Annotated in this window: 11 protein-coding genes; 9 read left to right on the top strand and 2 right to left on the bottom strand. The window is 58.5% G+C overall.

All coding sequences use genetic code 11. From position 1 onward, the window contains the following. The first annotated feature begins 43 nt into the window (after window positions 1–43). The 5 genes from X757_RS142910 to X757_RS142930 all read left to right on the top strand — a co-directional run bounded on the left by X757_RS142910 (window position 44) and on the right by X757_RS142930 (window position 3,884). Window positions 44–1,261: an MFS transporter gene (locus X757_RS142910; protein WP_023727155.1), complete on the top strand. Its 1,218-nt coding sequence runs from the start codon at window positions 44–46 to the stop codon at window positions 1,259–1,261. 124 nt (window positions 1,262–1,385) lie between these two features. Next, complete coding sequence (locus tag X757_RS142915) at window positions 1,386–1,676, top strand: hypothetical protein (RefSeq protein ID WP_023727154.1); 291 nt, start codon at window positions 1,386–1,388, stop codon at window positions 1,674–1,676. Window positions 1,677–1,707: 31 nt separating this feature from the next. Further along, entirely contained in the window at window positions 1,708–2,079 is a 372-nt protein-coding gene (locus X757_RS142920) for a type II toxin-antitoxin system RelE/ParE family toxin (protein WP_023727153.1), read from the top strand. Then, the gene (locus X757_RS142925) at window positions 2,079–2,474 is read left to right on the top strand and encodes an XRE family transcriptional regulator (RefSeq protein ID WP_023727152.1); all 396 of its coding nucleotides are present in this window, start codon (window positions 2,079–2,081) and stop codon (window positions 2,472–2,474) included. Before X757_RS142920 ends, X757_RS142925 begins: the two co-directional genes overlap by 1 nt. Window positions 2,475–2,540: 66 nt before the next feature. Then, window positions 2,541–3,884 (top strand): hypothetical protein, encoded by a 1,344-nt coding sequence (locus tag X757_RS142930; protein ID WP_031251478.1) that lies wholly within the window; start codon window positions 2,541–2,543, stop codon window positions 3,882–3,884. Between the two features lie 171 nt (window positions 3,885–4,055). Here X757_RS142930 and X757_RS01000000165130 read toward each other — a convergent pair whose 3' ends face one another. Both X757_RS01000000165130 and X757_RS142935 read right to left on the bottom strand, forming a co-directional pair. Next, on the bottom strand, window positions 4,056–4,727 hold the full coding sequence (locus X757_RS01000000165130; RefSeq protein WP_245275094.1) for a reverse transcriptase domain-containing protein: 672 nt from the start codon (window positions 4,725–4,727) through the stop codon (window positions 4,056–4,058). An 850-nt stretch (window positions 4,728–5,577) separates the two neighbouring features. After that, window positions 5,578–5,874: a hypothetical protein gene (locus tag X757_RS142935; RefSeq protein ID WP_023727149.1), complete on the bottom strand. Its 297-nt coding sequence runs from the start codon at window positions 5,872–5,874 to the stop codon at window positions 5,578–5,580. A gap of 1,179 nt (window positions 5,875–7,053) precedes the next feature. Here X757_RS142935 and X757_RS142940 point away from each other — a divergent pair. From X757_RS142940 to X757_RS142955, 4 genes are all read left to right on the top strand, one after another. After that, the gene (locus tag X757_RS142940; protein WP_023727148.1) at window positions 7,054–7,659 is read left to right on the top strand and encodes a DUF1819 family protein; all 606 of its coding nucleotides are present in this window, start codon (window positions 7,054–7,056) and stop codon (window positions 7,657–7,659) included. Next, a complete protein-coding gene (locus X757_RS142945) occupies window positions 7,656–8,264 on the top strand; it encodes a DUF1788 domain-containing protein (protein ID WP_245275093.1) in 609 nt (202 codons plus the stop codon). Before X757_RS142940 ends, X757_RS142945 begins: the two co-directional genes overlap by 4 nt. Window positions 8,265–8,269: 5 nt before the next feature. Further along, a complete protein-coding gene (gene brxC / locus X757_RS142950; protein ID WP_156933469.1) occupies window positions 8,270–11,809 on the top strand; it encodes a BREX system P-loop protein BrxC in 3,540 nt (1,179 codons plus the stop codon). Window positions 11,810–11,915: 106 nt separating this feature from the next. Further along, window positions 11,916–13,079 carry an ATP/GTP-binding protein gene (locus tag X757_RS142955; RefSeq protein ID WP_023727145.1) on the top strand — a complete coding sequence of 388 codons (1,164 nt, stop codon included), beginning with the start codon at window positions 11,916–11,918 and terminating at the stop codon, window positions 13,077–13,079. Window positions 13,080–13,089 lie beyond the last annotated feature (10 nt).

The following is a 13,089-nucleotide window of genomic DNA, read 5'->3' as shown; positions in this document are numbered from 1 at the left end:
AACCAACATCACGTTGCATTGCATCAAAGTGGAGACTTCGTTCATGACCCAATCCGCGGCATGCGTCATGGACGCTGTTCTGCACGACCCAGAAAAACCCGTCCCACCGTCTGGTCCCGCATGGGGTGCGGTGATTTCGCTTTCCTTGGGCACCTTCGGGCTGGTCACGGCAGAGTTTCTGCCTGTCAGCCTGCTCACGCCCCTCGCGCATGATCTCGGCACAACCGAGGGAGCGGCTGGACAGGCGATGACGGCGACCGCTATCGTCGGGGCGATCTCGGCGCCCACGGTGGCCATCATCACAAAGCGCCTGGACCGCAGGACCGTCATGTGGACCATGACGCTGCTGCTGATCCTGTCGGACCTTCTGGCGGCCGGCGCGTGGTCGCTGGCGGTTCTCCTGACTGCACGCGTCGTGCTCGGCATAGCGCTCGGAGGCTTCTGGTCGATGTCGGCAGCACTGGCGATGCGGCTCGTTCCAAGCCACCTCCTGGCGCGCGCTATGTCGATCATCCTCACCGGCGTTTCGGTGGCTACCGTTTGCGCAGCTCCAATCGGCGCTTATGTCGGCGATATCTGGGGATGGCGAAGCGCCTTCATACTCGCCGCAGTCGGCGGCGCTGCTACACTGCTGGTGCAACTCATAACCATTCCGAGACTGCCTCCGATTGGAGTGGCTAGCTTCCGCAGCATGCTGGATGTGGCCAAGATTCCGATGGTCAAAATTGCGCTTTTAGTCGTCCTGCTGGTCGCTTCCGGCCACTTCGCCGGAATCACCTATATCCGCGCCTTCCTCGAGAAGATTCCCGCGCTGGATGTCGAGACGATCTCGCTTGTGTTGCTGGCTTTTGGCATCGGCGGATTCTTCGGCAATTTGGCCGGCGGGCTTCTGGCCGAGTACAGTCTCAAGGCAGTCGCGGCCCTTGCACCGCTGCTCATAGCGATAGCCGCTGTTTCGCTGCTGACGGCGGGAGCATCGGCCTTGGCCTCGGCGATTGCTGTTGCCGCGTGGGGGTTTGCCTTCGGCGCGGTGCCAGTGGGATTGCAGACGTGGATGGTACGGAGGGTCGTTCCCGAGCAGGCCCAAAGCGCCGGTGTGCTGCTGGTCACAGTATTCCAAGTGGCAATCGCTGCCGGCGCGATCTTCGGCGGACTATTGGTGGACAATGCCGGGGTTACCAGTGCCATTGCCTACAGTGCTGTTGCCACGTTCGTCGCTGCCCTCATAGTATTCCTGCTCGGCCCGAAGCGCGAAACCTAGACCGCCTGACAGAAAAGGCCTCAGCAGCGCAGCGGGACGAGAGATGCGATGCACGGCGCGGCGCGGTTCTCCGCACGATTACGCATGGACCAGCGCAGCGCCTCGCCGGCTTCACCTCCGGGCCATGGCGACCTTCGCCGCCAGACAAGCGAACCTCGCCGGCACCGGTTTCCATTTGGCGACGGTGAGCGCTGCCGGCGCGATGGAACCCTTTGCTGGCGGTCATATCCTTCACGACAAGCCGGCATTCTGGGCAAGCGACAGCTACGCGCCGGCCACGCCCGTCAGAACGCCGGTGACGATGCCGCTCGATAGCGCAGACAGGTCGCGAATTGCCAGTCGTGTCAACGGCGGCCGGATTATCGTCGACCGCGCGTACCTTGTTTCGGCCGCAGACTATCGTTCGGCAGCTTGATGATGTTGACCACATAGCCTAGGAGCTATATATGACTTGGGAAGTCGTTTTTGGCGATGAGTTCGATGGGGAGTTCGAGGCGTTGCCCCAGACAGTCCAAGATGAGCTATTGGCCTCGGCTAAGCTGCTCGGTGTGTTCGGGCCCCAGCTGGGGCGACCCCATGCGGATACCTTGAATGACTCGTCGTTTGCGAACATGAAAGAACTTCGCTTCGGCGCTGATGATGGTGTCTGGCGGGTTGCGTTCGCATTCGACCGGAAGCGGAAGGCGATCCTGCTCGTCGCCGGCGATAAGTCGGGCCTAAGTGAGAAGCGCTTCTATAAAAGTCTGATCGCCAAGGCGGACAAGCGCTATCAAGGGCATCTCGACCGTTTGGCGGCGGCGAAGAAGGAGAAGAAGTGATGGGACGCAAGCTTGACGACCTAATCGCTGCGCTCCCCGAGGATCGTCGGGAGCGAGTCGACGCGCGTTTCGAAGAGTTAAGGGGAGAAGTCGAGAGTCTCGGCGAGTTGCGGCGTGCCGCTGGAAAGGCCCAGGCCGAAATCGCTTCGGTCCTCAAGATCAAGCAGCCTTCGGTCTCGAAGATCGAGAAACAAGCCGACATGTACTTATCTACTCTTAAAAGCTACGTCGAGGCGATCGGGGGGCAACTCGAACTCGTCGTTCGCCTTCCCTCGCGCGCGCCCCTCCGTATAGAGCGGCTCGGCGACGTCGTGGCTCCCAAAGCCGTCTCCGTGCGTAGCGTTAAAAGAGCGGCAGGTGGACGTAATCGCACAAAGGCCGCACGCGCCGGCTGACCTCACTCTGTTTCGGCTAAAGACTACCGATGGGGCGAGATGGTCTCGTCGATGCAGGGAGTAAGTATGAGCAACGTCCTAGTTAAGCCAAAGACCGATCTGCCCGCCGTCACACTGCCCGACGTGACCCCTCTCTCCTCGCCCATGCTAGCCCAACTTACCGCCGCGTTGGGAGTCCCCCGCAATGTGCTCGCCGAGGACGACCAGATCGCCCATGCTTGGTCCCAGCTCCCACGCCTGATCAAGAAGATCCCTCCGCACCTGCGCGATGAGCGGATCGTCAAAATGTGTGTCGCCGTCGCCAGCGGACTGTTCGACGCAGCCATCAACTATGTTTGGAACGCGGCCGTGGTGGAACTGCGTGACAAGGTGCGACGGTTCGGCATCAACGTCGTCCCTCAGATCCTCGACGACAAGTCCTTCGACGAGGACACGCTCCTCGACCTCAAGGACGCCGAGCTGCTCGACCTCTGCCGTAAGCTCAACCTGATCGGTGACGACGACTTCTTCTTCCTCGATCAGTGCAGGGCCACACGCAACAGTTTCTCTATCGCACACCCAGCTGCGGGGACGGTCGACGAAGACGAGTTCCTGAGCTTCCTAAGCCGCTGTCAGAAGCATGCGCTCTCGAGCGCCCACAACCCTAAGGGGGTGGACACAAAGTCCCTGCTCGCCGCGCTGAAAGCAACGAAGTTCAAGAAGGATCAACGACAAGAATGGGAACGCCGTATCCAAGAAACATTCGAGGCCCAGCGCGAGCTGATCTTCGTCATGTTACACGGCATCTACTGTGACCCAGCGTCGGGAGAGGAAGCCCGCCTGAACGCCATCGCAATCTGCGAATCGTTCAGTAACGACCTTAGCCCCCGGACCAGGTCGGCGCTGGTGGATCGACACCAGGACTATAAAGCAAAAGGCGACGAAGCCCGTCAGAAGGCTTCGCTGCAGTTCTTCGAGACACTGGGCCAATTGTCGCTGCTGAGCGAAGCCGAGGTCCACAGTATCTTCACATCAGCGAGTAGGAAGCTCTTAAGTGTGCACAATGGCTGGGATAACTTCCACAACGAGCCGCCCTTCGCCGATCGGCTCCTCAAGCTGTCGCGGAAAAACCGCGTTCCGGAAACAGCGCAGGCCACTTTTGTGGAGGGAGTCGTGACGGCAGCGACTGGCAACTCATACGGCGTCTCGAACGCGGCGTCGCCATCCTACAATGAGATGGTCAAGTCGTTCTCGCCAAACGAGGTCAAGCTGATGCTGGATCTACCGAAGGCCTCAACCCTCGTCGCAAGTCGCATCAACTCGAACAGCGGCTGCGAGAAGCGGTTCCGCTCGCTCGTCGCTCTCGTTGATGCCAAGACGGTTCCCACGGCCTCGAAGAGCCTTTACGCAAAATGGGTTCCTAAGCCTTGATTCGCTGCGTTCCCGCTGACCCTGTTTCGTAGGAACCGCAGTGCCGAGACCGAGCCATTGATCGTCTGCCGCGCGACAATCAAGTTGAGAGCGGCTTTTCGCGGTAGGGACGCTCATTACTGAGCGCCCCCCCGCACAGATCCACGCGGGCGGCTTTCCCGCACGTGGCTCCTACCTCGAGTGTTTGACGGCGAAGCGGACACTCGGCCATGGATGAAGGTTGCAAGGCTTGGGAAGGTAGTCGTTGGCTAACTGCGCGATCCGTTCCCACGTAGCGCCGTCCTTCTGGCTGCGTCGCTGAAGCGTACGCCTCCAAAGGTCGATCACCCGATACCTGAACGCCGTGAGCGCCCGGATATTCGTTGGAACCGCGAAATATGCGAAGTGGCCTGTCACGATCTGCCTTAGCCACTTCCCCTGCTTGGGGATCGGCCAGTGCATTCGCCGTCGCAGCTCGACCTTAATGTCCTGAAGCTTCGCCCGCATGCGGTCGCCGCGGGTCTTCCTTTGAAGCTGGAAGCGCCCTCGACGCGATTTTCCGCAGATGAACGTGAATCCCAGAAAGGCAAAGGTCTCCGGTTTGCCGAGCCCGCACTTCTTTCGACTGGCCGCCGCCAGGCGACCAAACTCAATCAGGCGAGTCTTGTCCGGATGAAGCGACAGCAGGAACTCCTCAAGCCTCGCGCGCATCGCTTCGAGAAAGCGACGAGCGTCGCTCTCATGCTCGAAGCCAACGACCACATCATCGGCATAGCGCACGATGATCATGTCGCCGGTAGCCTCGCGCTGTCGCCAGCGCTGGGCCCACAGGTCCAGAACGTAATGCAGGTAGATATTGGCCAAAAGCGGCGAAATCACCGAGCTTGACCGGTTCCCCTGTCATCCACAGTCACGACCCCGTCTTTGAGGATGCCCGCCTTGAGCCATTTCTGGATCTGGCGGATGATGCGCGTCGACGATCCAGTTCACCTTCCGTCGGTCGATCGCGACGTACAAGGCATCCAATGCATCGTGCGGCCCTCTTGGGTCGGAACCCGTAGGAGAAACCACAGAAGTCGCCTTCGTAGATGGCATTGAGCACCATGACCGTTGCACCCTGAACGATCTTATCTTCCAGGGTGGCAATCGCCAACGGCCGCTGCTTGTCGCCGATCCGATGCTCCAGGAAGCGAACCAGCCATTCCCGGCTAACAACGACTCGCCGGACTTGCGGTGCGCCCTTGCGGATCACCGCCGCGAGCAGTTGCGGGTCGGACGCGCACTTGCCCCGTCAAATCCTCTGGCCGTCCTGCCGGATCGATATTGCCCTCTCTGTCGATATTGCCCTCTCTTTCGTGGACACGTCGAGACCGATATACTGTTCCATGGCTGTCCTCCATTCGATGCCTGGGCCCGGTGTCAATCGTGAGCCCGTTCTTCATCCTATCGGGGGGCAGCCAGCCGGCTAGAGGTTCGAACATCGCCGCCACGTCTCAGGTGGCCACCGCTGCCGCGATTACGTCATGTTCGTGCATGAAGCGCATTGCAGCCCGGCGGCTGTTAGGCCGCAAGCGGCACGTCCGGTTCGGGCCAAGGGCGGATGAAAAGCTGACGTTCGTTTGTTTGGCCGACGAGAAACCTGAGCGACCTAACACGCAACATAGGCCGTTGCTAATCTTTCGATCGGCTCTCGACGCGAAGGCTGCGGCGGCGCCTAACGTGGCGACTTCAACACACCTGACGAGAGGCAAGGTACACCAAAAGGCTTCATCTCCCGTTTGATGTTCACCGTTTCAGCGGGGCTTGCGTGAGGTGTAATCATCACTTGGTCGATGAACGTCTTCGCCTTGATGTCGATATAGACCCCCTCTCTCAATGCCTGCTTGTCCAGCCAAAGGAGTCTCACCTCGTCTTCGAACTTGAAGGCACGCCGCTTGTGCAACAGCATGGTCGCGGCCATCCGGGTAACTTCTTTCTTCGCCTTCTGCGACCGACTGCGCCAGACGAACAAGCGTTCTCTCGCCACGATATTGAACGCGGCCTAAAAAAGCGGAGCCGGCACCGTTCTTGAGGAGGCCTTTTGCCGCGTTCACCATAGCGTCCACCCGACAGCGGATTCGGACTACAGGAGTTTCCTTGTCGGGACCAAAGCCGGCCATTCGCCAACGCGGTTCGTCATGTGCACCTGTGGTCCAACACGAGCCGTACGGTTGGAACCCCGACAACGGACCGGGGCGATTGAACAGACCATCGCACCACCACCGCTCGTAGGGGTCCTGCCAACTTCGGACGGGCGAGAGCCGCAATTTGTTAGTTTCGAAAATCACCTTGGCGTAACGCCATTCAAGCATGTGATAGAGGAATGGCTTCGTGAGTGCGGGGTCCTTCATCACTTTCCGGCCGTCTGCGCCGCGCTCGACGAGTGACCAAGAGATGGGATGCTTCTGGTCGATGATCATGACAGATTCCCAAGAGCCGGGTCGGCACTCTAGTCAGCTATGAACTCTCTGTCATTTGGCATCACGCGTCTAAATTCAGGCCATTCAGACCTAGCGGCGTGCGCGCGGCAGTCGGCATGGTCTTGCGTGATTCCGGCCAGTCGACTAGAATAGCCCTATGATTAATCTAGCAACCCGTGCGTTTGAGTTTATCACGGCGCCACTTGGAATGGCAGCAGCAAGCTTTCCTGCGCTCTTGGTTTTTAAAAATACTTAAAAAATCGATATCTGTTATTTTAGTAGAATCGAAAGCGCCCTCGCCAGATCATAAATCTTGAAGGACATTGGCACAAAGGACTGGAAAGACCTTTGCGAGACTTCTGGCGCAAGCCGAGATGAATGGCCGACAGTCAAATCTCAGCCCCAGAGTTTACCCGGACGGTAGCGGCGGGGCAACCGGCGCGAACCGGCACGCGAGATCTGGAGCCCTATACGCGCGTAGCAGCTCTTGAGAAGCTGGTCGTTTCTCGAGCAATGGAGAAAGTCAATTCTCGATCATGAGGATGCGACACGGCGCAAGGTTGGCACGCCGCCTCAAATCGCTAGTATGGCCACGGGATTCGGTGTCCGAGCAGGACCCGGGGAGGCAGCCACATTTCGTAACGTGACCGCCGGTCCGTCGCGAGCCGTCAGCTCGGGATAACGCTCGGATATTGCATGCCCGCCGCCCAAACAAAGTGTAATACCGCCCGATGCTCACAACAGGACCTGCCACGTACCGTCTGTCATTCTCGATTGGATCGTTGTTCCTCGACGAATCCATTCTGCTGGCCCGGTCGTATCAGGAGCGGTCCGACTGGCCGCACGTTGCCGAGCAGGCACTGCAGTCGCTCTCCTTCCGGACTCAAAGTTCGGCCCGGCGCACCGTCCGGGAGATCATTGCTCGGCTCCGGTCGTTGCATATGGATGAGCTGGAGTTCTTCACACGCAGCAGCAGGCACGAGCAGGGTCATCTTCTCTGGTTGGCGATCTGCCGCACCTACGGTTTTGTTGCTGATTTCGCGTCGGAAATTCTCCAGGAGCGATATGCCAGGTTCCAAGAGGATTTGGGATATGACCATTTCGATTCCTTCTTCGATGCGAAGGCGGAATGGCATCCCGAACTGGCGGAATTGAAACCTTCCACCCGCGCCAAGCTCCGTCAGGTCCTGTTTCGGATAGTGCGCGAGGCTGATCTCGTCTCGCCGTCCGGAAAGATCATGAGGACCCTGCTCTCCCCCGCCCTGCAGGAGTTGATTGTCGCGCACGATCCCAAGGAGTTGCGTTTCTTCCCAGGCGCATCTGGGTTCTCCGCATGATGTCGCGCGAACTGGCATCTCCGAAGCGCCGTTTCGAACACCTCGTGAAGGTGATGTCGAGCGAGCGATTTCTTGCACGCCAAGGGTTGCGGAACGAAGTTCCATTCTTCATCTGCCCCTACCCTCCAGAGGAAGCGGTATCCATGGAGCAGCAGCGTGGGCAGCTGATCAATCAGCTGGCCAACCACGGTGTGGCCGTCTTGGAGGTTAATCTTTACGACCTGGCCATCGATCTGCTGAGGCAGCGAGGAATTTGGGATCAGATTCTGGAGATGGAACCGTCGACTGCGAAGGCCGAGCTGAAGGAATTACTACAGGGAGTCCTCGATCCGGAGGCGCATCTTGTACCGGAAATCGGCCGCAGGCTCGAATCTCAGGAATATGCGGTCCTCTTTCTGTCAGGCGTGGGCGAGGTCTTTCCTTACATCAGGTCCCACAACGTTCTGAACAATCTCCAGAGCACGGCCAAGGAAAAGCCCACGGTCATGTTCTTTCCTGGTCGATACACACAGAGCCTGGAAACCGGGGCGTCTCTCGACCTCTTCGGGCTGCTGCACGACGACAAGTACTACAGGGCCTTCAATATCTTCCATTACGAGGTGTGACGGGGATGCCGATTCATCTGAAGGAAATCTTCGAGAAGCCTGTCGACCGCGCGATTGAGGGTGTCATCAAGGCCGATGACGAGGCGAGTCTCCGCCAGGAACTGGAGGAGTATGTCATCACGAACGAAGTCGAGAAGCGCCTGGAGCATTTTCTCGATGCCTACAACAACTACGAAACGGCGAACGGCGTCTGGATTTCCGGCTTCTTCGGTTCCGGCAAGTCGCACCTGCTGAAGATGCTCGCCCTGGTTCTTGAGAACAGGGTGATCGACGGGACTCCCGCACTGGACATCTTCCTGCAGAAATCCGTCGAGAACGAAATCCTCAGCGCAGACCTGAAGCGCGCCGTCGCGATTCCTTCGAAGAGCATTCTCTTCAACATCGACCAGAAGGCGGACGTCATCACCAAGACCCAAATCGATGCCCTGCTGGCGGTGTTCCAGAAGGTCTTCGACGAGATGTGCGGCTATTATGGCAAGCAGGGTCATGTTGCCCAGTTTGAGCGCGATCTCGACAGCCGAGAGCAATACGCCGGCTTCAAGACCGTCTACCAGCGCATCGCCGGAAAGACGTGGGAACGCGGCCGGGAGCAGGCGCTGCTGGAGGGTCCGAGCATCGCAAAAGCCTATGCGGAGGCAAGCGGCGCCGACGCGGCGTCTGCCGAGGGAATCCTTGGGAAGTACCGCTCCGACTACAAGGTTTCGATCGAGGACTTCGCCCAGCAAGTGAAGGATTACGTCGAGAGGCAGGGACTGCAGTTCCGATTGAATTTCTTCGTCGACGAGGTTGGCCAATACATCGCCGACAACGTCAAGCTGATGACCAACCTCCAGACGATCGCGGAAAGCCTGAACACCAAGTGCCGGGGCCGAGCATGGCTCGTCGTCACGGCGCAGCAGGAAATTCGCGCCGTGATCGGCGAGTTGACCCAGCGCCAGGAAAACGACTTCTCCAAGATCCAGGCGCGTTTCGCCAACCGGATGTCGTTAACTAGCGCCAACGCCGACGAAGTCATCCAGAAGCGGCTGCTGAAGAAGACCGAAGGTGGGGTGTTCGCGCTGTCGGACCTCTTCCACAAGCAGTCAGGCAACTTCAAAACCCTGTTCGACTTCTCCGACGGCTCGATCCACTTCCGGAACTTTGCCGACCGGGATCATTTCATCCAGAGCTATCCTTTCATTCCCTACCAGTACTCGCTGTTCCAGATGTCCATCCAGGCATTGTCGGAGCACAACGCTTTCGAGGGACGACACAGCTCTGTCGGCGAAAGGTCGATGCTGGGAGTCTTCCAGGACGTTGCGGTCCATATCGCTGGTCTTGAACTCGGCGGCATTGCCCCTTTCGACATGATGTTCGAGGGCATTCGGTCCGCACTCAAATCAGGGGTTCAGCAATCGATCCAGATTGCCGAGCGAAACCTGGACAATCCGTTCGCTGTGCGCGTCCTCAAGGCCCTGTTCCTCGTTAAATATGTCCGGCCCTTCAAGACAACACTCCGGAACGTCTGCATCCTCCTTCTACGGTGGTTCGACGAGGATCTGACCCGGTTGAGGAAGCAGGTAGAGGAAGCCGTCAGCGTCCTTGAGCAACAGACCTACATCCAGCGGAACGGCGAGCTCTTCGAGTTCCTGACGGATGAGGAAAAGGATATCGAGCAGGAGATTAAGGCGGTCGAGGTCGACCTGACCGAGGTCGCCCAGGAATTCGAGGAGCTGGTATTTGACGGGATCGTCAAGACGCGAAAGATCCGACACGAGGCGAGCGGACACGATTACGCCTATGCGAGGCGACTCGATGACCGGCTGAGTGGTCGCGATCACGAGCTTTCCATCAACCTCTACACGCCCTTCCACGAGCACGTGGGGAATCCTGACGCAACCAAAATGCAGAGCATGTCGCGCGACGAGCTAGCTGTCGTGCTGAAGCCCGATGACCGTCTGATGACCGACATCATGATGTACAAGCGGACGGAAAAGTATGTGCGACAGAACCGCGCGATGACGCTGCAGCCCAGCGTCGAGCGGATCATCGGGGACAAGGGCGCCCAGAACGCGCAGCGGCACCGCGACCTGACCAGCCGCCTGAAGGCACTGCTTTCAGAAGCTCGGCTCTTCGTCCGGGGCGAGGAGATCGACATCCGCGCCGAGGATGCCCAGCTCCGGATCATGAAAGCCTTTCAGGTTCTCGTCGACAAGGTGCACGTCAACCTCGGCATGCTTCGAGGCGTTCAGTATTTGGAGAGCGACCTCGGCAGATTTATGAAGCAGGCGGAAGACGGGTTATTCGGGAACGAAGCCGCAGGACTGAGCGAAGCCGAGCAAGAAATCCAGAACTTCATCCAGGGCAACAGCCGTAACGGCGTGCGGACCACCGTCAAGGCTGTTACGGAAAGATTTGAGCGCAAGCCATATGGCTGGCCATATGCCGCCGTCCTTTGCAACCTCGCCAGCCTTTTTGCACGAGGAAAGTTAGAGGCTCGTGCCGACGGGAACCTGCTCGAGGGGCAATCGCTCGAACGAACGCTGAAGAACACGCAGGCTCACGGCAACATCGTGCTGGAGCCGCAGGTGGAGTTCTCGCAGGCCCAGCTGCGCCAGCTGAAAGAGTTCTATTCCGAGTTCTTCGACACTCAGCCTTCGGCTACGGACGCGCGGATCATCGGCAAGGAAGTTGCCGAGGCTTTCCACCAGACGGTTCAGGAAGTCCAGGGATATCTGGACCAGAGGGACCGATATCCATTCTTGGTGGCGCTGCAGCCCGTTCTCGAAGCCCTGAAGCCGGCGACCGGGAAACCCTATGGCTGGTACGTGACCGACTTCCCCAAACAGGCCGATTCCTTGGTCAACCTCAAGGAGGATGTTCTCGATCCCGTTCGGAAGTTCATGAAAGGCGCCCAGCGTGGGATTTACGATGACGCGAGGCAATTCCTTCGCGAGCAGGAGGCGAACCTCGCCTACGCGGGTGGTGTCGAGGCGCAGGCCATAAAGGTTGTCCTAGAAGATCCCACGTGCTTCCGAAACAACGCCATCCAGCAGCTGAAGGCTGGTCTGGATCGCATCCGCGGTATCATCGAGGAGCGTCTGAAGCACGAACGGGACGCCGCGATCAAGGAACTAGATGAACTTGCGTCAAAGCTCAACGCGCTTCCGGAGCTGGGCAACTTGCCCGAGGTCGAACGCCAGCTGATCCTTGCCGATGCCGAGGCAGGGCTGGCCCCACTGCGCAGCGCCACGCTCATCGCCATCGTCCGGGAACGGGCCAATGACTTCCGGACGAGGCTCTATCCGGAGCTTCTCGCACGGATCACCTCCCCTTCCAGGCAAGCAGCCGCAAAGCCGGACAATGATCGAGGCGCGGCGAAAGGATTCGAGGACGGTAATGCAAGTAAGGTGGAGCCGCCGGTCCTGTTTGTAGCCCACACCTCGCTGCCTATCCCCTTCGGAAAGGCATTCCTGGAAAACGAGGGCGATGTCGAGGCATTTCTCGAATCCATGCGCAAGACGCTGATCCGGGAAATCCGGGCAGGCAAAAGGATTACGGTATGAACAAGCGGGTTACGCGCATTCGAGCGATGTCGCAGAGATCTATTCCTGATTACGGGGTCCGCCGAGCAGGTCGGTACCTTCCGCTCACTGCGCGGGGCACCGAGGAATGATCACTGGCTTCGAAATCCAAAACTTTACGGCGTTCAAGGAATTGAACGTTTCGCTTTCACCGCGGATCAACGTTGTCATCGGCAGCAATGGCACCGGCAAAACGCACCTCCTCAAGGCGATTTATGCGCTCACGATGGCAGGCCATCTACCTCCTAACGTGGAGCGGGCAAAGCAGGATATCGAAGCAGCTCTTTCGGACAAGTTCCTCCGTCTTTTCCTGCCGAGGGAGAACAAGATCGGCAGCTTGCGATCGGATGGATCAAACGAGCGGGCGCGGCTACACGTGAAGAAAAGCGACGAGACCATCGCTGCCGTAGGGTTCAACTACAATTCCGAGAAACTGAGGCTTGAGTCTGGGTCGCATTTCGATGGAAAAGATGCTCGGCCGGTCTTCATTCCCACCAAGGAGGTGCTCTCTCTTGCACGCGGTATCCGTCATCCAGATCACGATCGCGCCACTGTGGAGATGATTTTTGACGATACATACATCGACTTGGCTGAACAGCTGGTGCGGCCAGGCTTTGAGGACGAAGACTCGACCATCAGCGAGGATCCAAGGTTGTCGAGGGTCGTTCGCGAGTTAGTAGATTTGGTCGGCGGGCGGTACCTCCTGACGGCTGACGGCGGCTTTAGCTTTGAGGCAGGAAAGTATCAGGAAAAGGCCGATCCGGAGCGTTCGAAATCCAAAGCGGCTCAAATATATCAAGATTCGACTGTCCTCCATTTCGTGCCGAAGGGAGAGAACTCTCTTGCAAGCAGCATGACGGCCGAAGGCTTCCGGAAGATCGGAGTGCTCCACCGTCTGTTGTGCAATGGGTCAATTAACCCCGGCGGCAGTGGTGTTCTCCTCTGGGATGAACCTGAGGCGAACTTGAACCCAAAGCTGATGAAGAAGCTTGTTCAAGTTCTGCTGGAGTTGTCCCGAAACGGCCAGCAAATCATCCTCGCCACACACGACTATGTCCTTCTGAAGTGGATCGATCTGCTGATGGATCCGGGAAAGGATGATCACGTGAGATTCCACGCTCTTTACCGCGATCCAGATACACAGAAGGTGGGGGTTAAAAGCGCCGACAATTATTCGCTTATCTCAAAGTCCGCCATTTCCGACACATTTGCTGAATTGTACGACGAAGACGTGAAGCGGGCATTGGGTTGAGCGCTAGAAC

Source organism: Mesorhizobium sp. LSHC412B00, assembly GCF_000503035.1.
Lineage (GTDB): Bacteria > Pseudomonadota > Alphaproteobacteria > Rhizobiales > Rhizobiaceae > Mesorhizobium.
The sequence above is the reverse complement of the archived record's forward strand: the minus strand, read 5'-3'. Positions and strand labels throughout refer to the sequence as shown.